The organism is Pseudomonas sp. Z18(2022) (genome assembly GCF_036346535.1).
Lineage (GTDB): Bacteria > Pseudomonadota > Gammaproteobacteria > Pseudomonadales > Pseudomonadaceae > Aquipseudomonas > Aquipseudomonas yamanorum_A.
The window spans coordinates 50261-72376 of the sequence record NZ_JAOTOA010000029.1 but is presented as its reverse complement, the minus strand read 5'-3'; the positions used below and the strand labels follow the sequence as shown (position 1 = coordinate 72376).

Sequence of the window (22116 nt, the reverse complement as noted above, 5' to 3'; positions counted from 1 at the left end):
TTAGCGAGGTGCCGAGTGGTGGGGCAAGAGCGTTTTGCTTACTTTTGCGCTTTTCAAAAGTGAGCCGCTGTAAGAGCGGAACCATAACCGGCCGTTACCTAAATAACGGATATGCACTCCCTCCAAGGCCCAGTAACAAAACCGTCATTTCCCTCCGCTAGCCTCGCGGGCTTGAATGCCCGAGTCCCAAGCCCATGTTCAAAGGCCTGCTCTACGCCGCGCTGCTGTTCACCCTGACGGCCCACGCCGAAACCTGGCCGTCCAAAGACTGGACCCAAGGCGAGCCACTCACCGGCCCGGCCGCCAAAGCCCTGGATGACTACGCCTTCCCACCCCGCGACGACTCCACCCGCAAAGGCATCCGCACCGACGCCTTGCTGGTCATCCGCGACGGCCAGATCATCTATGAACGCTATGCGACGCCCACCACCGCGAGCACCCCGCACCTGACCTGGTCCATCAGCAAAAGCCTGATGGCCACCGTGCTCGGCGTGGCCTTCGGCGAAAACCGCTTCAAACTCACCGACCCCGCCGCACGCTTTTACCCACCGATGAAGCAGCACCCAAGCGTGACCATGGCCGACCTCCTGCACTGGGCCTCGGGCCTCGACTGGCAGGAAGACTACGAATACGCCCCATTGAAATCCTCGGTGGTCGCCATGCTCTACACCCGCGGCCATCACGACATGGCTGAATTCGCCGCCGACACCGCCACCTTCAGCGCCCCCGGCCAGGCGTTCCGCTATTCCAGCGGTGACAGCAATATCTTGTCCGCCACCCTCAAAGGCATGCTCGGCCACAAGGCCTACGTCGACTACCCGTGGACCGCGCTGTTCCAACCCCTGGGCATTCGCAATGCCACCTGGGAAAGCGACGCCGAGGAAACCTTCGTCGCCTCCTCATACGCCTACCTCACCGCCCGCGACCTGGCGCGTGTCGGCCTGTTGATGCAGCGCGATGGTCGCTGGGGCGAGCAACAGTTGCTGCCCAAGGAGTGGATCGACTTCAACCGCCAACCCTTCGACCACTACAAGGCCGGCCAGGACGAAGCCGTCCCAGGCGGCCAATGGTGGCTCAATCGCGAAGTACAGGGCGCCGCCAAACCCTGGCCCGACGCCCCCGCCGACACCTTCGCCGCCCTGGGCCACTGGGGCCAGGCGCTCTACGTGATGCCCGAAAAACAGCTGGTCATCGTGCGCTACGGCGACGATCGCGACGGCAGCTATCACCACAATGAACTGCTCAAGCGCGTCCTCGCGGCGGTGCAACCATGATCCGCCGCCATCCCTTCATCAGCCTGCTGGTTTTGCTGCTGCTCGCGTTGCTCGGCTGGGTCTGGCAGGAGCGGGTCAACCTGCAAGCCTTCCCCGATATCATCGCGGCCTACACCGCCAAGGAGTACTGCTCCTGCCGCTACGTGGAAGGCAACCCCGCCGACTATTGCGTGGGGTATGTGAAGCAATACGTGCCCACCAGCGCCTTCGCCGACAACCCGGAAAAACACGTGGTCACCGCCAGCGGCCTGGGCCGCACCCATAGTGCTCAATGGCTGGGCCAACGCGAGGGCTGCCGCCTCACACCCTGAGCCAACACACCAAACTTGTGGCGAGGGAGCTTGCTCCCGCTGGGGTGCGAAGCGCCCCCAAAACCGGCCAACGAGTATTGTCTGAGAGGCCCCGGCGCTCTTGTTGGGGCTGCTGCGCAACCCAGCGGGAGCAAGCTCCCTCGCCACAGGTGGGGCTGAGGTTCCACAGGGTGGAACCACCTTTGATTGTCCTCCCGCGCACATCGCGGTTATCTGGCGGTGTGCAACGAAAAAGAACGGGAACACCCGCCTGCGAGGAGAATCACCATGAGCCCACACCAGCACATCCTGGATTGGCTGAGCGATGTCGCCAGCGACCTGCACGCCGTGCGTCAGGACATTCACGCCCACCCCGAACTGGGCTTTGAAGAAAACCGCACCTCCGCCCTCGTGGCGCAATCCCTTCGAAGCTGGGGCTATGAAGTGCATACCGGCATCGGCCACACCGGCGTGGTCGGCGTGCTGCGCAATGGCAGCAGCTCGCGCAAGCTGGGCATCCGCGCCGATATGGACGCCTTGCCGATCATCGAAAACACCGGCGCCAGCTACAGCAGCCAACACGCTGGCTGCATGCACGCCTGCGGCCATGACGGTCACACCACGATGCTGCTTGGCGCCGCCCGTTACCTGGCCGCGACCCGGCAGTTCGACGGCACCCTGAACCTGATTTTCCAGCCTGCCGAAGAAGGCCAGGGCGGCGCCGAAGCCATGCTCGCCGACGGCCTGCTGGAGCGTTTTCCCTGCGATGCATTGTTCGGCATGCACAACATGCCGGGCTTGCCCGCCGGCCAGTTGGGCCTGCGGGTCGGGCCGATGATGGCCTCCCAGGACCTGATCACCGTGACCCTCGAAGGTGTCGGCGGCCATGGCTCCATGCCGCACCTGACGGTCGACCCGCTGGTGGCCGCCGCCAGCATGGTCATGGCCTTGCAGACCGTGGTGGCGCGCAATATCAATGCCCAGGAAGCCGCCGTAGTCACCGTCGGCGCCCTGCAAGCGGGCCAGGCGGCCAACGTAATTCCGCAACAGGCGGTGTTGCGCCTGAGCCTGCGGGCCTTGGACGCCAGCGTGCGTGAGCTGATGCTGGAGCGGGTCAAGGCGATCATCCTGACCCAGGCCGCGAGCTTCGGTTGCACCGCGCAGATCGAGCATCGCCCGGCGTATCCGGTGCTGGTCAACCATCCCGAAGAAACCGAATTCGCCCGCCAGGTCGGCATCGCCCTGCTCGGTGAAGAGGCCGTCGACGGCAACACCAACAAGCTGATGGGCAGCGAAGACTTCGCCTGGATGCTGCAACGCTGCCCCGGCAGTTACCTGTTTATCGGCAACGGCGTTTCGCGGCCGATGGTCCACAACCCCGCCTATGACTTCAACGACGACATCCTGTTGACCGGCGCCGCCTACTGGGGCGCGCTGGCCGAGAGCTGGCTCAAGCCCGCCTGACGACCTCCTTTTTCTGCCGCTGGACCCTTTCCCAACAGGTTGAATGGAGTGTTCCCATGCAGGCTACAAAACAAGGTGTATCGCGCACCCGCCAGGTGGTGGCGGCCGTGATCGGCAATGCGCTCGAATGGTATGACTTTATCGTCTACGGCTTTCTCGCCAGCATCATCGCCCGGCAGTTTTTCCCATCGGAGGATGAATACGCCTCGCTGCTGATGGCCCTGGCGACGTTTGGCGTCGGCTTCTTCATGCGCCCGGTGGGCGGGATTCTGCTGGGCATGTATTCGGACCGCAAAGGTCGCAAGGCCGCGATGCAGTTGATCATCCGGCTGATGACCATCTCCATCGCGCTGATCGCGTTTGCTCCCAGCTACGCCGCCATCGGCATGGGCGCGCCGATGCTGATCGTGGTCGCGCGCATGCTCCAGGGCTTTGCCACCGGCGGCGAATACGCCAGTGCCACGGCGTTCCTGGTGGAAAGCGCGCCGGCCCATCGCAAGGGCCTGTACGGTTCCTGGCAGTTGGTGGGGCAGTGCCTGGCGGTGTTTGGCGGCGCGGCGATGGTGGCGTTGGTGACGCACTTCTTCGAACCGCAAACCCTTGAAGTGTGGGGCTGGCGCCTGCCGTTCATCTTCGGCTTGCTGATCGGGCCGGTGGGCTTGTGGATTCGTCGGCACATGGAAGATCCCGAGGAGTTTATCGAGGCACGCAAACAGGCCAAAGGTGCGGCGCCGAGCTTGATGGAGGTCATCCGCGATCACCGCCGCAGCATCCTGGTATCGATGGGCCTGGCCTGCGGCGCGACGGTGTCGTTCTACGTGGTGCTGGTGAACATGCCGACCTTCGCCCACAAGAATCTCGGCCTGCCGCTGGACCAGGTATTGATGGTGCAGATGTTCGCGGTGGCGCTGATGACCGTGGTGATTCCGCTGTCCGGCCTGCTGTCGGATCGGCTGGGCCGGCGCCCGGTCCTGATGGCGTTCACCCTGGCGTTTTTCGTGATGGTGTACCCGCTGTATGTGTGGGTCGCGGCGGCACCGTCCATCGAGCGTTTGCTGGTGATGCAGGTGATGCTGTGCACGGCCATCGGCGGCTTTTTCGGCCCGGCGCCGACGGCCCTGGCCGAGCAGTTTCCCATCGAAGTACGCTCCACCGGGGTGTCGGTGGCCTACAACGTGGCGGTGATGGTGTTCGGCGGTTTTGCGCCGCTGATCGTCACCTGGCTCAGCAAGGTGCTGGGCACACCGGTGGCCCCGGCGTTTTATGTGCTGTTCGCTTGCGTCCTGACGCTGCTGGGCACTTACTGCATGCATGAGGCGCCACGGGCGAAACGACCGGCGCCGTTTTCCAGCGAGGTGAAACCTTGAGTATTGTTGAACTGGATGCCATCGAACTGTCTCGGGCGATCCATGCGCGGCAGGTCTCCTGCCATGAAGTGATGCAGGCGTACCTGGCTCAGGTCGAGCGCTTCAACCCGGCGGTGAATGCGCTGGTCTCGCTGCGCTCCGATGAGGATGTGCTGGCCGAAGCGGTGCAGCGCGACCGGGAGCTGGACCAGGGCCAATCCCGTGGCTGGATGCACGGCATGCCCCAGGCGATCAAGGATCTGGCGGCCACCAAGGGGTTGCGCACCACCCTCGGTTCGCCGCTGTTCGCCGAGCATGTTCCGCAAGAAGATGCGATCAGCGTGGCGCGGGTTCGGGCCAGCGGCGCGATCATCATCGGCAAGAGCAACGTGCCGGAGTTCGGCCTGGGTTCGCAGACCTACAACAGCGTGTTCGGCACCACCGGCAACGCCTATGACCCACGCCTGGTGGCCGGTGGCAGCAGCGGCGGGGCGGCCGTCGCGTTGGCCCTGCGCATGCTGCCGGTGGCCGATGGCAGCGACATGATGGGTTCGCTGCGTAACCCGGCGGCGTTCAATAACGTGTTTGGTCTGCGTCCGTCCCTGGGCCGCGTACCCTATGGGCCAGCGCCGGACCTGTTCGTGCAGCAACTGGGCACTGAAGGCCCGATGGGCCGCAGTGTGGCGGATGTGGCGCGGCTGCTGAGTGTGCAGGCCGGCTACGACCCTCGGGTGCCGCTTTCGCTCAAGGAGGATCCGGCGGTGTTCGGCGAGCCGTTGCAGCGCGATTTCAAAGGCGCGCGCCTGGGCTGGCTGGGGGATTACAACGGTTACCTGCCGATGGAAGACGGCGTGATGAGCCTGTGTGAATCGGCCCTCAAGGACTTTGCGGCACTGGGCTGCGAGGTGGAAAACTGCCAGCCGGAATTCTCCCTGGAACGTCTGTGGCAGACCTGGCTGACGCACCGCCATTGGCTGATCCAGGGCTCCCTCGGCGCAGCCTACGCAGACCCGCAAAAACGCGCGCTGCTCAAGCCCGAAGCGCAATGGGAAGTGCAGGGCGGTTTGCAACTGAGCGCGGCGGACGTCTACCAGGCCTCGGTCAACCGCAGTGACTGGTACCGCGCCCTCGGCAAACTGTTCGAACGTTACGATTTCCTGCTGCTGCCCACCGCCCAAGTGTTCCCTTTCGATGCACAACAGCCCTGGCCACGCATCGTCGCAGGGCGCGAGATGGACACCTATCACCGCTGGATGGAGGTGGTGATAGGTCCCACACTGGCCGGCCTGCCGAGCATGAACGTGCCGGTGGGTTTCAACCCCCAGGGCTTGCCCATGGGCCTGCAAATCATCGGCCCGGCCCAGGCGGACAGGGCGGTGTTGCAACTGGCTTATGCCCACGAACAACTGACCCGCTGGGTGCAACGACGACCGCCCAGTTGCCTTACCCCGACCGGCTGAGCCGCTACGGGCCTGTATCTTGCTGTGAAATCAGATCATCCATTGGCCTCAAGGAGATCGACACATGGGCAGCGACGCCGAGACGGGAACCGTACGCTCAGTGGGGCGGGCACTGGCGATCATCGAATTGCTCGGCGAGCACCAGGCGCTGGGGCTCGAAGAGTTGCATTACCTGACCCACCTGCCCAAGGCCACCGTCTCGCGGATGCTGCTGACCTTGCAGGAGCAGGGCTGGATCTATCGCGGCCTGAGCGACCGGCGTTACCGCCTGCGAGCCCGGCGCCTGTTCGGCGACACCCAGCAACGCTTCAAGCGCCAGCTGGTGGAAAGTGCCGCGCCCTGGTTGCTCGACCTCAGCGAGCGCACCGGCCTGGTGGTGGACCTGTCGAGCTTCGACGGTGAACGCCTGGAGGTGATGGAAAGCGCGATTCCCACGGTGCTGCGCAAGCTCTACCCGAACAACTGCCAGATCGTCGGCCAGCACGCCAGCCTGTTTCACTCGGCCATGGGCAAGGCGTGCCTGTCGCAATTGTCGGCCGATGAAGTGCAGCGCCTGGCCGGCCGTGAGCGGGTGGCAGAAGACGAGCAATACCGGGCGTGTGAACAATCCCAGCACCAGGGATTTGGCCAGCGCACCGAAGGCTACTGGGAATACCCGGTGCGCCTGCCGTTCCTGATTCGCGCCGTGGCGTTGCCGGTGCGAGCCAACGGGCGGTTGGTAGGCAGCATGGCGCTGCATTGGCCGATGGATCAGGCGCCGGTGGAGCGGGTGTTGAGCCTGCACCTGGCCAGCCTGGAGTCGACCATTCGCGATGTACAGCAAGCTGTGGGAGCTGGCTTGCCTGCGATTGCATCGCCTCGAAACAACTGACAGACCGAGGTGCCTGTATCGCAGGCAAGCCAGCTCCTACATTGGATTTGCGCCGCTCGTTACATTGCGCTTAAGGTTCGTTCAGGTTTTTTGCCCCACGAGTCGTTATGTCCCTGTTCAAACCCATGGCCTTCCTGCTGCTGGCCGCTGCTGCCGTGCCTGCCCACGCCGATTGGTACCTGGACAACGAGTCCTCACGCCTGTCGTTCGTCACCACCAAAAACACCGACATCGCCGAAGTGCAGCGCTTTCTGGTGCTGCACGGCAAGGTCGACAGCAAGGGTGCGGCGCAGCTGGAAGTCGAGCTGGAGTCGATCAACAGCGGCATCCCATTGCGCGACGAACGCATGCGCAACGACCTGTTCGAGATCAAGACCTTCCCCGACGCCGTGATCAACGCCCAGATCAACCTGCAACCGATCAACGACCTGGCCCCCGGCGCGCAGTACGAGCTGCGCCTGCCGCTGTCGGTGACGCTGCACGGCAAGACCCAAACCTACAGCGCCGAGCTGCTGGCCACGCGCCTGGATGACCGGCGCTTTCAAGTGGTGACCCTGGAGCCGTTGGTAGTACATGCCGAGGATTTCGATTTGCTGCCGGGCGTGGCCGCGTTGCGCAAGGCTGCCGGCCTGTCGCAGATCAGCCTGTCGGTGCCGGTGGGTGCGGTACTGATTTTCACGGCGCGCTGACATGAGCGGCGCAGTGTTCCCGTGGCGCAGCGCCAACCGTTTCGAGCTGATGATCGACGGTCCGAGTTTCTTTCCGCGCATGCTCGAAGCGATCAATCAGGCCGAGCAACAGGTTGCCCTGGAGCTGTATCTGGTGGAGGCGGGCGCCTGTGCCGAAGCGATGGTTCAGGCCCTGGTGGCCGCCGCCGAGCGTGGCGTGCGGGTGCGTTGCCTGTTCGATGACTACGGCAGCCTGGCGTTTACCCTGGGCTTGCGCCGGCGGTTGATCGAGGCCGGGGTGGACCTGCGTTTCTACAACCGCCTGAGCTGGCGCCGCTGGATGCGCAACCTCTACCGCGATCACCGCAAGCTGTTGCTGATCGACCAGACCATCGCCGTGGTCGGCGGCACCGGCGTGACGGATGAATTCTGGACCCCCGGAAAAGACAGCGCCGACTGGCACGAAGTGATGGTGCAGATTCGCGGCCCGCTGGTGCTGGATTGGCAGGCGTTGTTCGACCGCCAATGGCTGGCCAACGACGATCGCCGGGCGTGGAAACCCGCCATGCATTTTGGCCTGCCACGTTTGCCCAAGGTGCCGGCCACCGGGCCGGGCTTGGGCCGTGTGGCGTATGCCGATGCCCGTCAGCATCGGGACATCCTGCAATCGCTGATCCGCGCACTGAATAGCGGGCACCAGCGTATCTGGCTGGCCACGCCGTATTTCCTGCCGACCTGGAGCGTACGGCGTGCCCTGCGCCGGGCGGCGGGGCGGGGCGTGGATGTGCGCTTGCTGCTGACCGGGCCGCGCACCGATCACCCGTCGGTGCGGTACGCCGGGCACCGTTACTACCCGCGTTTGCTCAAATCAGGGGTGCAGATTTTTGAATACCAGCCGTGCTTCCTGCACCTGAAGATGGTGCTGGTGGATGATTGGGTGAGCATTGGTTCGTGCAACTTCGATCACTGGAATCTGCGCTTCAACCTGGAGGCGAATCTGGAAGCGTTGGACCCGGAACTGACGTTGGCGGTGGAGGGGAGTTTCGAGCGGGATTTTGCCCTGAGCCAGGCGGTGAGCCTGGAGGCGTGGCGGTCGCGGCCTTTGTGGCGGAGGGTGAAGCAGCGGGTGTGGGGGTGGATTGATCGGTTGGTGGTTAACCTGCTGGATCGCCGCGGCTAGCCAGGACGCTGAGATCAAATGTGGGAGCTGGCTTGTGTGGGAGCTGGCTTGCCTGCGATGCAGACACCTCGGTACTTCAGATGCACCGAGGTGATGCAATCGCGGGCAAGCCCGGCTCCCACACAAGCCAGCTCCCACACTGACTGCGTTTACAGCTTTAGATCAAAGCAGTTCGAAGCTCTGCTGCTTCACATCCTGCGAATCCAGCCCGATCTGCACATTGAACTCGCCCGGCTCAGCCGCAAACTTCAGCTGGGTGTTGTAGAACTTCAAGTCTTCCTCGGTGATGGTGAAGTGCACGGCGCGCTCTTCGCCCGCCTTGAGCATGATCTTCTGGAAGTTCTTCAATTCCTTCACCGGGCGGATCATCGAGCCGGCCACGTCCTGGATGTACAGCTGCACCACGGTTTCGCCATCGACCTTGCCGGTGTTTTTCACCACCACGGTGGCGTCGAGCTTGCCGGTCTTGTTCAGGGTGGTGGACGACAGCGCCATGTCCGACAGGCTGAAGCTGGTGTAGCTCAAGCCATAACCAAACGGAAACAACGGCCCGGTGGTGTCATCGAAGTACTGCGAGGTGTAGTTGCCTGGCTTGCCCGGGGTGAATGGCCGGCCAATGCTCAGGTGGTTGTAGTAGGTCGGAATCTGCCCCACCGAACGCGGGAAGGTGATCGGCAGCTTGCCCGACGGGTTGTAGTCGCCGAACAAAACGTCAGCGATTGCATTGCCGCCTTCGGTCCCGGCGAACCAGGTTTCCAGGATTGCGTCGGCCTGTTCGTTCTCGTCCACAATCGACAGCGGACGGCCATTCATCAACACCAGCACCAGCGGTTTGCCGGTGGCTTTCAAGGCCTTGATCAGGTCGCGCTGGCTTTGCGGGATGTTCAGGTCGGTGCGGCTCGACGACTCGTGGGACATGCCGCGGGACTCGCCCACGGCAGCCACGACTACGTCAGCGTCCTTGGCGGCTTTCACTGCTTCGTCGATCATCACCTGTGACGAGCGCGGGTCATCCACCACTTCCGGGGCATCGAAGTTCAGGAAGTTGAGGTAGTCGACGACTTTTTTGTCATTGGTGATGTTGGCGCCACGGGCGTAGATCACTTTGCCCTTCTCGCCGATCACGGCATTCATGCCGTCCAGCAGGGTCACCGATTGCGCGGGTTTGCCGGCAGCTGCCCAACTGCCCATCATGTCGATCGGCGCCTTGGCCAGCGGGCCGACCAGGGCGATGGTCGCGGTCTTTTTCAGTGGCAGGGTGTTGTTCTGGTTTTTCAGCAACACTTGGCTGCGGCGCGCCACATCGCGCGCGTCGGCACGGTGCAGGCGGCTTTCGGCGTAGGTGTCGGCCGGGTCATCCTCGGCCTTGCCGATGCGCAGGTACGGGTCGGCGAACAGGCCCATGTCGTACTTGGCGCCGAGCACTTCGCGCACGGCGTTGTCGATGTCGCTCTGTTCGATCTCGCCGGATTTCAGCAGGCCGGGCAATTCCTTGCCGTAGAGCGAGTCGTTCATGCTCATGTCGATGCCGGCCTTGATTGCCAGCTTGGCGGCTTCGCGCCCGTCCTTGGCCACGCCATGCTTGATCAGCTCGAAGATCGCACCGTGGTCGCTGACCGCCAGGCCCTTGAAGCCCCAGTCCTTGCGCAGCAGGTCGTTCATCAGCCAGGTGTTGGCGGTGGCGGGCACGCCATTGATCGAGTTCAGCGCAACCATCACGCCGCCGGCACCGGCCTTGATCGCGGCGTGGTAGGGCGGCAGGTAGTCCTGGTACATCTTGACCGGGCTCATGTCGACCACGTTGTAGTCACGACCGCCTTCCACCGCACCATACAGGGCGAAGTGCTTGACGCTGGACATGATGCTGTCGGGGTTGGCGGGGCTGCTGCCCTGGAAGGCCTTGACCATCACTTCGGCAATGCGCGAGGTCAGGTAGGTGTCTTCGCCAAACCCTTCGGAGGTACGGCCCCAGCGCGGGTCGCGGGAGATGTCGACCATCGGCGCAAAGGTGATGTCGAGGCTGTCGGCGGCGGCTTCCTGGGCAGCGATGCGCCCGGAGCGGCCAATGGCGTCCATGTCCCAGCTGGAGGCCAGGGCCAGGCTGATGGGGAAAATCGTACGGTGGCCGTGGATCACGTCATAGGCGAAGAACATCGGGATCTTCAACCGGCTGCGCATGGCTGCGTCCTGCATCGGACGGTTTTCCGGGCGGGTGATCGAGTTGAAGGTACCGCCGATGCGACCGGCGGCGATTTCCTTGCGGATCAGCTCGCGGGGCATTTCGGGGCCGATGCTGATCAGGCGCAACTGGCCGATCTTTTCATCGAGGGTCATCTGTTTCAGCAGATCGCTGACGAAGGCGTCCTTGTCCTTGAGCACTGCGGGCTTTGTTTCGGCTAATACGGAATGAGTGGCCAAACTGACAACAAGGCCCAGCAAACACAGCTTCTTCATGAAAATCCTTTCTCGCAGCCTTGGGACCGGAGAGCGTCTATTGTTGTTCGGGTGTTGTTCAGATAAATGCAGCACACTTCTGAACTCTTATTGGCGCTGGGCATCTTTTAGCTGATTGGCCCGATGCAATCCAGTGGGTGGTGGCGGATTATGCCCTAAGCCCGTGGCTAACGCGTCAGTCGGCAAATTTCATAGGTTTGGCAGGAGAAACACCATGCAAGCAGCACAAGGTTACCGTTGGGGCTGGAAGGCCGTGGCATTGATACTGGTGAGCACCGTGCTGAGCGGTTGCGGCATCAACAAGATCCCGACCCTGGACGAACAGGCCAAGGCCGCCTGGGCCCAGGTGCAGAACCAGTACCAGCGGCGCGCCGACCTGATTCCCAACCTGGTGGAAGTGGTGAAGGGCTACGCGGCCCATGAACAGGACACCCTCACCGCGGTGATCGAAGCGCGGGCCAAGGCCACCTCTATCCAGGTGGACGCCAGCACCCTCGACAATCCGGAAAAACTCAAGCAGTTCCAGCAGGCCCAGGACGGCTTGAGCGGTGCACTCAGCCGCTTGATGGTGGTGTCCGAGCGCTACCCGGACCTGAAGGCCAACCAGAACTTCCTGGCCCTGCAATCGCAACTTGAAGGCACCGAAAACCGTATCGCCGTGGCCCGCCGCGACTTTATCCAGGCGGTGCAGGCCTACAACACCGAGATCCGTACCTTCCCTGGCCGCCTGTGGCACAGCGTGATGTACAGCGACTTGCCGATCCGCGCCAACTTCGAGGCCACCAGTGCCGATGCCGATAAAGCGCCGCAAGTGAAATTCTGATGGGCAAGCGCGCTTGGCTGCTGGCGGCGCTGCTGCTGGCCTTCAGCCTGACTGCCCAGGCCGCCCTGAATTTCCCGGCCCTGACCGGGAGGGTGGTCGACAACGCCCAGATGATCGACCCGGCCGTACGCGCACAGCTGACCCAGCAATTGCAGGCGCTGGAGCAGACCAGCGGCGACCAGATCGTGGTGGTCACCGTGCCCGACCTGCAAGGCGTGCCTATTGAAGACTTCGGTTATCAACTGGGCCGCGCCTGGGGCATCGGCCAGAAGGGCAAGGACAACGGCGCGCTGCTGATCGTCGCCCGGGACGAGCGCAAGATCCGTATCGAAGTGGGTTATGGCCTGGAAGGCGTACTCACGGACGCGCAGTCCTGGGTGATCATCAACCAGGTGATCACCCCGGCGTTCAAGGCGGGCAACTACAGCAAGGGCATCAGCGACGGCGTGGCGGCGATGCTGCAGGTGGTAGGCGGCGATCCGCTGGCGGTGCCGGCGCATGTGTCCGAGGCCAACTTCGCCACGCAAAACCCGGGCATCTCCTTTGGTCTGTTTATCCTGCTGCTGGCGGTGTTGTGGCTGTGCAATCGCATGGGCCTGCCCGTTGGCGCTATCCTGCTGGCGATTCTCAGCAGCAGTGGCCGAGGCGGCGGGGGAGGCGGTGGCGGTGGTGGCTTCAGGGGCGGCGGCGGTGGTTTTGGCGGCGGTGGCGCCTCGGGCGGCTGGTAATGACAATAACTAGAGAGCATCAACAACCATGGCATTACTGAGTCAACACGAGCAACGCCAGGTCGCCGAGGCGATCGCCCGGGTCGAGCAACAGACCGACGCCGAACTGGTGACCGTGCTCGCGGCCCGTGCCGACGACTACGCCTACATCCCGCTGCTGTGGGCCAGCCTGTTGGCGCTGGTGGTACCGGGGATCATTCACTATTTGTCGGGCTGGCTGACCATGTACACCTTGCTGCTGGCGCAGTGGGGCACGTTTGTCGTGCTGTGCCTGGTGTTCCGGTTGCCCAAGGTCACCACGCGGCTGATCCCGCGCTCGGTGCGGCATTGGCGTGCGTCCAACCTGGCGCGGCGGCAGTTCCTGGAGCAGCACCTGCACCACACGCTGGGCAGTACCGGGGTGCTGATTTTTGTCAGCGAGGCGGAGCGGTATGTGGAAATCCTGGTGGATAAGGGCATTTCCACGCGCCTGGATGACAGCAGCTGGGACGCGATCGTCAAGGACTTCACCCGCCAGGTGAAACAAGGCCAGACGTTGGCCGGGTTTATCAGCTGCATCGAAGCCTGTGGGGAGCTGCTCAAGGAGCATGTGCCGGTGACCCATGCGCGCAATGAGTTACCGAATCGGTTGGTGGTGTTGGAGTAGTGTAAAATTCCCGGCATTCCCTGCCCGAGGCGTTTTTGTTCATGTCTGCCACCGCTAAACCTGCCAGCCCCGCGCCGGATCATCACGCGCAGTTCCTCGAACTGCTCGGCGCGAGCCTTGAGCAAAACGCCTTTATCAAGCTGGTGCTGGCCAAGTACGTCGGCACCGAGCCCGACCTGCAGAAGCTGATCATCAAGCAACTGACGGTCAAGGATCAGCCTTGCCTGTCCTTCGTCTACCGCTACAAGACCCGCGACATCACCAAGAATTTCTCCCTGGCTGACGGCGTGGCGGCGATTGCCGAGCTGTTGCCGGCGTCGTTCAAGAACGCGCACCTGCTCTCGGTGACCGACGAAGCCCAGCTGGAATACAGCAAGAAGAACAAAAGCTCGCTGTTCAAAAGCAAGCCGCAACAACTGCGCGAAGCGCCGTCTGCCGAGCATAACCGCGAGAAGAATCGCTTCCTGGACCTCACCCGGCCGTTCCTTGCTGACCTTGGCGTGACCAACGCCAAGCATGAGCTGATCCCGGCGATGTCGCGCAAGTGGAAGCAGATCAACAAGTTCATCGAAGTGTTCAGCCATGCGCTGACCACGTCACCGCTGAAGCTGGACCAGCCGGTGCGGGTCGCGGACTTTGGTTCGGGCAAGGGCTACCTGACGTTTGCCATCCACGATTACCTGCGCAACACCCTCAATGCCGAAGGTGAAGTCACCGGCGTGGAATTGCGCGAAGACATGGTGACCCTGTGCAATAACGCCGCCGCCCGCCTGGAGCACCCGGGGCTGGTATTCAAGTGCGGTGATGTGCGCAGCGTCGCGCCCAGCGAACTGGACGTGATGATCGCCCTGCATGCCTGCGACATCGCCACCGACTACGCGATTCACACCGGCATTCGCTCCGGGGCGTCGATCATCATGTGCTCGCCGTGCTGCCATAAGCAGATTCGTTTGCAGATCCAGAGCCCGGCGCTGCTCAAGCCGATGCTGCAATACGGCCTGCACCTGGGCCAGCAGGCGGAAATGGTGACCGACAGCCTGCGGGCGTTGTTTCTTGAAGCGTGCGGTTATGAGACCAAGGTGTTTGAGTTCATCTCGTTGGAACATACCAACAAGAACAAGATGATCCTTGCCGTGAAACGCGCCGAGCCGGTGGATAACGTCCAACTCCTGGAGAAAATCCAGGAGCTCAAGGCGTTCTACAACATCACTGAACATTGCCTCGAAACCCTGCTTCGAGCGGACGGTTACCTGGCCTGAGAACGACGCAAATCAAAAATGTGAAAGCCAGCCTGTGGGAGCCGGGCTTGCCCGCGATGGCATCACTTCGGTTTGCCTGATACACCGCGGTGCCCGCATCGCAGGCAAGCCAGCTCCCACATTAGACCGTGCTGGCCTTGGCAGCTGGCGCAGGCTTCACACTGGTCTTGCGCCCCAGCATCACCGTCACAATCACCCCGCAGGCAAACAGCCAGGTAATCGGCTCGATGTGCTCACCAAAAAACAGCGCCGAAAACGCGATGGTGAAAAAGATCTGCAACAGCTGAATCTGGCTGACCCGGGCGATGCCGCCCATGGCCAGCCCCGCGTACCACGCGAAGAACCCCAGGAACTGCGAAAACAGCGACACATAGCCGAACGCCCACCAGGTGTGCATGGAAATCGGCCCTTGGTGTTGCAGCGCCAGGTACGCCACCGGCCCGATCAATACCGGTGTCGACAGCACCAGCGCCCAGCAGATCACCTGCCAGCCGCCCATCTCCTTGGCCAAACGGCCGCCTTCGGCATAACCCAGGCCACCCACCGCAATCGCCCCGAGCATCAACAGGTCGCCCGCCTGGATACTGCCGGCCCCGGTGATCAACGCATAACTCAGCACCAACGCACTGCCCAGCGCCGCGCAGGCCCAGAAGGCTTTTGACGGCCGCTCATGGGACAGCCACGCCGCATACAGCGCCACGCACAGCGGCTGCAACCCGTTGACCAGGGCGCCATGGGACGCCGGCAAGGTTTGCATGGCCCAGGCCGAGAGCACCGGGAAACCCAGGATCACCCCGGCAATCACCAGCGTCAGCCCGCGCACCTGGCGCCAGGTGGGCCAGCGCTCACGGCGCCACAGCAACAACGCCGCCGCCGGCACCGCCGCAAACAACGCCCGGCCCAGGCCATTGAGCAGCGGGTGGATTTCCTGCACCACGATACGGGTGAAGGGCAGGGTAAGGCTGAAGATGACGACGCCCAGCAGGCCGAGGGCCATGCCGGTATTTTCGCGGGAGCTCATGGAAGGAACCAGAATCGAATGGGCCGGAAGTGGACGTTCATCTAGCCACAAAGCCCCGCAAACACGGGCTTACAGCTAGGTGCAGATTGAGCCGTACAGTTTTGGGTTCATGTGGGAGCTGTCGAGCCTTGGCGAGGCTGCGATGGGATCAACGCAGTTTACCTGTCAGGCCGAGGTGTCTGCATCGCGGGCAAGCCCGGCTCCCACACAAGCCGGGGTGCTGATGTAGTAGCGGGCCATTACCCGGATCAAGCCTGCGGGTCTATCTTGGCTACTCTTGTCTGCCCAACCGTTCAACCGGAGGAATGTCCCATGGCTGCGAAAAAAATCCTGATGCTGGTCGGCGATTACGTCGAAGACTATGAAGTGATGGTGCCGTTCCAGGCGCTGTTGATGGTGGGGCATACCGTGCACGCCGTGTGCCCGGACAAGACCGCCGGCCAGACCGTGCGCACGGCGATCCACGACTTCGAAGGCGACCAGACCTACAGCGAAAAACCCGGGCACCTGTTTGCCCTGAATGCCGACTTCGCCAAGGTCGACGCCGCCGACTACGACGCGCTGCTGGTGCCCGGCGGTCGTGCGCCCGAGTACCTGCGCCTGAACGAAAAAGTCCTGCAACTGGTCAAGGCGTTCGACCAGGCTGGTAAGCCCATCGCTGCGGTGTGCCACGGCGCGCAACTGCTGGCGGCCGCGGGCATCCTGGAAGGCCGTGAGTGCAGCGCCTATCCTGCGTGCGGGCCGGAAGTGCGATTGGCGGGTGGCACGTTCATCGATATCCCGGTGACCGACAGCCACGTTCAAGGCAATCTGGTGACTGCTCCGGCATGGCCGGCGCACCCAAGTTGGCTGGCGGGTTTCCTTGGCCTGCTGGGTACCAGAATCACTCTGTAAAACGGAGGTCATCGCCATGTGCGAGCTGTACGTCAAGGCCGACCCGATTCTGTACGAATCCCGCTCGCGCTCCCTGCGCATCTGCGGCGTGGTCACCACCGTGCGCCTGGAAAACCAGTTCTGGGACATCCTCAGCGAAATCGCCGAGGTGGATGGCATGACCACCAATCAGCTGATCACCAAGCTGTACGAAGAGGTGATGGACTACCGCGGAGAGGTGGTGAATTTCGCTTCGTTTTTGCGGGTGAGTTGCACGCGGTATTTGAGCAAGCAGCGGGTTCACGCCCCGGGTTTGAGTCTTGTAAACCCGAAGGCTGGTGCTCAGTTGATCTAGTGTGGGAGCCGGGCTTGCCCGCGATGGCATCGCTGCGGTTTAACTGAGAGACCGAGTCGCCCGCATCGCAGGCAAGCCAGCTCCCACACTGATCGGGTTTTCAAGCCGAATGCTGGTGAAGGGTCAGAAGAACCGCGTCACGCTGATTTTGGCATCGCGGCCCTTGGTATAGGCGCGGTCGCCGCTCAGGGCCGGGCGGAAGTTGTTGTTGAACAGGTTGTCGACGGTGAAGTTGACCTCGGTGCCCTTCAGATAAGCCTGTTGCGGCTTCCAGCTGGCGAACAGGCCCTGGGTGTTGTAGCGCTTGTTGCCGTACTGATCGTAGAACAGGTCGCCGATGCTGGTGCCCGGGCCGCCGGAGTACTTGTCGCTCGGCAAGCGGCTGGTGGCGCCGACGAACTGCCCTTGCCAGCCCACCTGCATATCCAGACTCGGGATCTTGGTGCCGAGTACCACCACCCATTTGGTCGGCGGAATATCCCGCGCCCAGACGTCCGGGCCCCACGGGTTGGTGTAGGCGCCTTCATGTTTGCCGGTTGTGTAGGCGAACGACACCGAGCCGAACACGTAGGTGGAGTCATAGAAACTCTCGGCCTCGAAACCCTTGATCGTCATGCCGCCGATGTTGCGGTAGTTGGACATCGCTCCCGGCGGGCAGGCGCTGGAAATCGTCCCGCCGTTGACCGCCTGGTTCTGGCAGCCCACGCCGGTAGCCTTGAAGATTTCGTCCTCGACCTTGTTATGGAACAGCGTGGTGCGCAGTTGCAGGTTGTCACCGTGGGTGAACACGTCGGCGAAGCTGGTGACGTTGCCCAGGGTGATGGAGGTGATGCGCTCCGGGTCCAGGTCGAGGCTGGTGGCTGTGCGGCTGCCCAGGCCCTGGACTTCATACTGCTCGTCGATCACCGGGGCGCGCCAGGTGCGGCTCCAGTTGGCAAACATCGCCACGTTCGGGGTGATGGTCCAGTAGGCCGCGAGGCGCGGCGACCAGCCGGTGTAGGTGCGGTCGCTGTAGTCGTGGCCGATGGCCGGGTCCGGGTTGCTGTAGTACGGCGCGTCGTTGGCTTCGCCACGGTTGCGCACATGGTCATAGCGCATCGACGGGGTGATGGTGACATCGCCCAGCGTCACTGCGTCCTGGATAAAGAAGCTGTTGGTGTCGACCTTGCCGTGGGGCATGAAGCCCGGCTGGAAGTGCCCGTAGTTGTATTTCGGGGTGTTGTAGGTGGCGCCGGGCATCCACATTTCGGTTTCCCGGGTGTGTTTGCGGATCTGTACCCCGGTGGTCATCGCGTGCTGCAACGGGCCGGTGGAAAACAGGCTGACGTTGCGTACGTCGAGGTTCTTGTCGTTGTAGGAGGTGTCCATCTTGCGCCCGCCAGTGGCCAACTGGAAAAACGCCGTGGCATCACGCTCGTCGGTCTGGTCGGTATTGGACTCGGAATACTTGATGGTCAAGTCCACCAGCGGGTTGTCCATCGGCTGGTATTCGTACTTGCTGGTCCAGGTGGTGTCGACAGTATTGCGGTTGGCCAGGAAGCGCTTCAGCGCGGCTTCGTAGCCATAGCGGTCGATGTTGGCCTGGGTCGGCGGCGTGGGGTAGCTGGCGGCAGAGAAGGGCGTCCAGCGCTGGCTGTTGGAGCGCGAATACGACAGGCCCAGGCTGTGCTCATCGGTGAAGTGGGCATTCACTTTGAACAGCTTGCCGTCCACATTCTGGGCGCTGTTGGGCAGGCGCTTGGGGTTGATCGGGTACTGGTTGTTGTCGTTGGGCAGGGTGGCGGCCAGCTTCATGTCGCCGCCGTCGCGCTGGGTCAGGTAGGCCAGGGCATCGAAGCGCCCGTCATCGGTGCGCCCGTACACCGCACTGCTGTAGACCTGTTCATGGTCGTTGCTGGAGTAACCGTACTTGAGCATGGCGCCACTGTTGCGCCCGTCCTTGAGCAGGTCCGGGGCATCCTTGGTGGTCATGTTGACCGTACCGCCAAAACCGCCATTGCCGCTGAAGGGCGAGTTGGGGCCTTTCTCCACCTCGATGCTCTTGATCAGTTCGGGCTCGATAAACACCGTGCCTTGCTGGTAACGCTCAAAGCCGCTCTTGGTGGCGCCGTCGACGGTCAGCGGCACGTCTTCGGCGTCGCCGAAACCACGGATGTTGATGGTCTGGCCGCCGGGCTTCAGCGAACCGCCCTGGCTGATGCCGGGCAAGGTTTGCAGCAGGCTGGGGATGTTATTGGACTGGTAGCGGTCGATGTCGGCCTGGCTCAGGGTGGAGCGACCGACGGTGGTGGAGTCGACCTCGTTGCCGGTGCCGATCACACTCAGGGCTTCCAGCTGGATCGCGCCGCTGTTGGTGGTCTTGCCTTCTTCGGGCCGTACCACGTAGGTGCTGCCGACCTTGAGCAACACGAACTCGCCGTCCTTGAGCAGGGTGCGAATCGCCACTTCCGGTGTGAAGTCGCCATTGATGGCCGGCGCCTGGACATTTTTCAGCAGTGTTTCATCGAACAGCAGCTGGATTTTTGCCTGCTGCGCCACCTGGCTCAGGGACGTGGCCAGGGACTGGGCCGGCAGTTGCAGTTTGAACGACTCGGCCTGGGCACTCAGGCTGAAGGCCAGGCAGGCGGCAATGGCGGTGGGTCGAAGAAACAGGTGCTGAACGTGGCAAGGCGCGCGAAACATGAAATCCCCCGGAGTAGCCAAATGGCCAAAAAGGTGTGCGTATCAAACGCAGACCCGAGGAAGACGCGGCAGGAAAAATAATCCTCACATGCGAATGCAAAATATTCTCAAACAGCAATTTCGCGGGGTTACTTGCGGGGTTCAATCCTGATATTGCCGTCGGCCAGGGCCACGGTTTTTACCGGCAGCAAGGCGGGCAGGGCGTTGAGCAGGGCGTCGGGGTCGTTCACGTCCAGGTTGCCCGAGACCTTCAATTGCGCCACCGCGCTGTCCACCAGCAAGGGCGCCTGGGGCCGGTACAGGCTCAATTCATCCATCAGGCTGGCCAGCTCGCGATTACGAAACGATACGTGGCCGCCGCGCCAATCGGCGACCTCTTCGGCGGTGAGGGTTTGCTGCTGCACGGTGCCCTTGGCATAGCTGAACGTGGCGCGCTGCCGGGCGCCGAGCATCGCGACTGGTACCTTGGCATCGGCCTCGAATGCTACCTGGCCGTGGGCCACACTGACCACCAGTTGCTGCTTGCTGCGCCGCACATCGAAGCCGGTGCCGACCACCCGCACATTGGCCTCGCCGGCCTGCACGAACAGTGGCCGCTCCTTGTCGGCGGCCACCTCGATGTACAACTGGCCCTGGTCCAGATGCACGAGGCGCTGGTGACTGTTGAAGTCCACCCGCAGGCGCGTGTTGGCGTTGACGTACAAGGTGCTGCCGTCGGGCAAGTGCAAGGTGCGCATGCCTTTGGCATGGGCCGCGACCTGAGTGTGGAACAACTCGCGCGGGGCGCCGAGATTGCTTGCCAGCAGGGCGCACACCAACGCGGCAGCCACCGCCAGGGCCGGGCGCCACACAGGTATTTTGCGTACGGGCAGCGGTGTGGGTTTGTTCAGTTGCTGCAACTGGGCCAGGTCGGCCCACAGTTGTTCGAATTCGGCGTAGGCACGGGCATGGGCCGGCTCGGACTGCCAGGCGGCAAACGCCTTGCGGTCGGCGCGGCCGGCGTCATTGCGGTTGCGTGCAAACCAGCTGGCGGCCTGGGCATCGATCGAGTCACTGGCCTCGATGTCACAGGTGTCGATGTCCCTCAGGCGGTTCATTCTGGCTGCTCCTTGCCGTGTTCTTGTTGAAGTCGCTGCTTGCAATGCAGCAGGGCAAAGGCGATGTGCTTTTCCACCATGCTGACCGAAACTCCCATGCGCTCGGCGATCTGGGCCTGGCTCAGGCCTTCGAAGCGGTGCAGCATAAGGGCTTCTCGCCTTCTGGGCGAGAGTTCAGCGAGGACTTCTTTCAACTGTTCGAGGCGTTGCAGGCGTTGCGCGGCGGCCATGGGATCGTCTCGCGGGTCGCTGACCAGCGAGGCATCCAGTTCGGCCTGTTGCTGGTGGACGGTGTGCCGCACCTTTTGTTTGCGCCAATGATCACGCAGCAGATTGCGCGCCATCTGGAACAGAAACGCCCGTGGTTGCTCGACCTTGGCCTGGTCGCGGTAGTCCAGCCATTGGGTGAAGACATCCTGGGTCATGTCTGCCGCGTCGCTGGCGTTGTCCGTGCGTTTGCGCAGGAAATGCAGGATATCTGCATAAAACCCGCGAAAGGCATCGGCCGACAGCGGGTCGGGCTTGGGGCGAGACATGGATATCCTTCTTGGCGAAGCACGACGTAGAAAAGTCGCGAATGATATCGAGAATTATTGTCATTTGTCTCTATCGAAATACACGTATCAGTGTGGGAGCTGGCTTGCCTGCGATGCAGGCACCTCGGTTTGTCAGGAATACCGAGGTGATGCCATCGCAGGCAAGCCAGCTCCTACAGGGGGGTTACCGCAATGTGGTCAGTAGCTCTTGAAGCTGAGCACGGCCAGCCTCACCCAACGGGAACACCGGCAACCGTGGATCCCCCGATTCCAGCCCGGTCAACCGCAAACCGGCCTTGATCGTCGCCGGCAAGCCGCCTTTGAGGATGAATTCCAGCAACGGCAACTGGCGATAAAACAGCTCCCGCGCTTTCGTCAGATCATTGCTCAGCACCGCTTCATACAAATCCAGATTGAGCTGCGCAATCAGGTTCGGCGCCGCCGTGCACCAACCCTTCGCCCCCGCCGCGAACGCTTCCAGCGCCAGTGGATTGCAGCCGTTATAGAACGGCAGCTGTCCCTCGCTGCGTCGATGCAGCTGGTGCATGCGCTGAATATCCCCGGTGCTTTCCTTGACCATGGTCACGTTATCGACGCTGTCGACGATGCGCAGGATCAAGTCCACCGACATGTCGGTACCGCTGGTGGCCGGGTTGTTGTAGAGCATGATCGGCACGCCGATGCTGTCGCCGATGGCCGCATAGTGGGCGAGGATTTCCGCCTCGCTGAGCTTCCAGTACGAGGCCGGCAATACCATCACCACGTCTGCACCGTGGCTTTCGGCAAACCGCGCCCGGCGCACGGCCTTGGCGGTGGTCAGGTCGGAGACGCTGACGATGGTCGGTACGCGCTTGCCCACCTTCTGGAGGCTGTAGGCGGCGACTTCATCCCACTCCGCATCGCTGAGGTAAGCACCTTCGCCGGTACTGCCCAACGGCGCGATGGCGTGTACGCCGCTGTCGATCAAGCGGTCGATGGAATAGCCGAGGGCGTCCAGGTCAATGCGCAGGCCGTCGGCGCTGAACGGGGTGATGGTGTAGCCGATGATGCCGTGAATAGAAGGGCTTGACATGGAAAAGTCTCCGGTCG

Annotated in this window: 20 protein-coding genes; 14 read left to right on the top strand and 6 right to left on the bottom strand. The window is 62.7% G+C overall.

The features are described 5' to 3' along the window. Positions 1–194 precede the first annotated feature (194 nt). The 8 genes from V3W39_RS30930 (at position 195) to V3W39_RS30895 (ending at position 8553) form a co-directional block, all read left to right on the top strand. Entirely contained in the window at positions 195–1274 is a 1080-nt protein-coding gene (locus tag V3W39_RS30930; protein ID WP_330213989.1) for a serine hydrolase domain-containing protein, read from the top strand. Beyond that, a complete protein-coding gene (locus V3W39_RS30925; protein ID WP_177115882.1) occupies positions 1271–1585 on the top strand; it encodes an amidase in 315 nt (104 codons plus the stop codon). Before V3W39_RS30930 ends, V3W39_RS30925 begins: the two co-directional genes overlap by 4 nt. Positions 1586–1852: 267 nt before the next feature. Beyond that, entirely contained in the window at positions 1853–3028 is a 1176-nt protein-coding gene (locus V3W39_RS30920; RefSeq protein ID WP_177048657.1) for a M20 aminoacylase family protein, read from the top strand. A 56-nt stretch (positions 3029–3084) separates the two neighbouring features. Continuing rightward, the gene (locus V3W39_RS30915) at positions 3085–4395 is read left to right on the top strand and encodes a citrate-proton symporter (protein ID WP_169387278.1); all 1311 of its coding nucleotides are present in this window, start codon (positions 3085–3087) and stop codon (positions 4393–4395) included. Further along, positions 4392–5834, top strand: coding sequence for an amidase (locus tag V3W39_RS30910; protein ID WP_177115881.1), 1443 nt, complete (start codon positions 4392–4394; stop codon positions 5832–5834). Before V3W39_RS30915 ends, V3W39_RS30910 begins: the two co-directional genes overlap by 4 nt. A 64-nt stretch (positions 5835–5898) precedes the next feature. After that, positions 5899–6705 (top strand): helix-turn-helix domain-containing protein, encoded by an 807-nt coding sequence (locus V3W39_RS30905; RefSeq protein ID WP_177048651.1) that lies wholly within the window; start codon positions 5899–5901, stop codon positions 6703–6705. A 107-nt stretch (positions 6706–6812) separates the two neighbouring features. After that, a complete protein-coding gene (locus V3W39_RS30900; RefSeq protein ID WP_177048649.1) occupies positions 6813–7394 on the top strand; it encodes a YceI family protein in 582 nt (193 codons plus the stop codon). A gap of 1 nt (position 7395) precedes the next feature. Beyond that, positions 7396–8553 (top strand): phospholipase D-like domain-containing protein, encoded by a 1158-nt coding sequence (locus V3W39_RS30895; RefSeq protein WP_330213988.1) that lies wholly within the window; start codon positions 7396–7398, stop codon positions 8551–8553. A 162-nt stretch (positions 8554–8715) separates the two neighbouring features. On the opposite strand, the gene bglX is transcribed toward V3W39_RS30895, so the two are convergent. Further along, on the bottom strand, positions 8716–11007 hold the full coding sequence (gene bglX / locus V3W39_RS30890; protein WP_330213987.1) for a beta-glucosidase BglX: 2292 nt from the start codon (positions 11005–11007) through the stop codon (positions 8716–8718). A gap of 214 nt (positions 11008–11221) precedes the next feature. Between bglX and V3W39_RS30885 the strand changes: the two genes are divergently transcribed. Genes V3W39_RS30885 through V3W39_RS30870 form a run of 4 tightly spaced genes read left to right on the top strand, consistent with a single transcriptional unit; the run spans position 11222 to position 14463 of the window. After that, positions 11222–11830: a LemA family protein gene (locus tag V3W39_RS30885; RefSeq protein WP_088426967.1), complete on the top strand. Its 609-nt coding sequence runs from the start codon at positions 11222–11224 to the stop codon at positions 11828–11830. Then, complete coding sequence (locus V3W39_RS30880) at positions 11830–12558, top strand: TPM domain-containing protein (protein ID WP_177048643.1); 729 nt, start codon at positions 11830–11832, stop codon at positions 12556–12558. Before V3W39_RS30885 ends, V3W39_RS30880 begins: the two co-directional genes overlap by 1 nt. Positions 12559–12586: 28 nt before the next feature. Then, positions 12587–13204, top strand: a complete 618-nt coding sequence (locus V3W39_RS30875; protein WP_177048641.1) for a TPM domain-containing protein — start codon at positions 12587–12589, stop codon at positions 13202–13204. A gap of 41 nt (positions 13205–13245) precedes the next feature. Further along, positions 13246–14463, top strand: a complete 1218-nt coding sequence (locus V3W39_RS30870; RefSeq protein WP_177079801.1) for a class I SAM-dependent methyltransferase — start codon at positions 13246–13248, stop codon at positions 14461–14463. 121 nt (positions 14464–14584) lie between these two features. Here V3W39_RS30870 and V3W39_RS30865 read toward each other — a convergent pair whose 3' ends face one another. Continuing rightward, positions 14585–15484: a DMT family transporter gene (locus V3W39_RS30865; RefSeq protein ID WP_177048636.1), complete on the bottom strand. Its 900-nt coding sequence runs from the start codon at positions 15482–15484 to the stop codon at positions 14585–14587. Between the two features lie 312 nt (positions 15485–15796). Between V3W39_RS30865 and V3W39_RS30860 the strand changes: the two genes are divergently transcribed. Then, positions 15797–16378, top strand: a complete 582-nt coding sequence (locus tag V3W39_RS30860; protein WP_010176642.1) for a DJ-1/PfpI family protein — start codon at positions 15797–15799, stop codon at positions 16376–16378. Between the two features lie 16 nt (positions 16379–16394). Next, on the top strand, positions 16395–16712 hold the full coding sequence (locus V3W39_RS30855; RefSeq protein ID WP_259201256.1) for a ribbon-helix-helix domain-containing protein: 318 nt from the start codon (positions 16395–16397) through the stop codon (positions 16710–16712). A 123-nt stretch (positions 16713–16835) separates the two neighbouring features. On the opposite strand, the gene V3W39_RS30850 is transcribed toward V3W39_RS30855, so the two are convergent. From V3W39_RS30850 to V3W39_RS30835, 4 genes are all read right to left on the bottom strand, one after another. Then, on the bottom strand, positions 16836–19394 hold the full coding sequence (locus V3W39_RS30850; RefSeq protein ID WP_330213986.1) for a TonB-dependent receptor: 2559 nt from the start codon (positions 19392–19394) through the stop codon (positions 16836–16838). A 128-nt stretch (positions 19395–19522) separates the two neighbouring features. After that, complete coding sequence (locus tag V3W39_RS30845; protein ID WP_177048630.1) at positions 19523–20491, bottom strand: FecR family protein; 969 nt, start codon at positions 20489–20491, stop codon at positions 19523–19525. Then, positions 20488–21027, bottom strand: a complete 540-nt coding sequence (locus V3W39_RS30840) for an RNA polymerase sigma factor (RefSeq protein ID WP_177048629.1) — start codon at positions 21025–21027, stop codon at positions 20488–20490. The genes V3W39_RS30845 and V3W39_RS30840 overlap by 4 nt, the downstream gene beginning before the upstream one ends. Before the next feature lie 184 nt (positions 21028–21211). Beyond that, positions 21212–22099 (bottom strand): dihydrodipicolinate synthase family protein, encoded by an 888-nt coding sequence (locus V3W39_RS30835; RefSeq protein ID WP_259201257.1) that lies wholly within the window; start codon positions 22097–22099, stop codon positions 21212–21214. Positions 22100–22116: the final 17 nt, after the last annotated feature.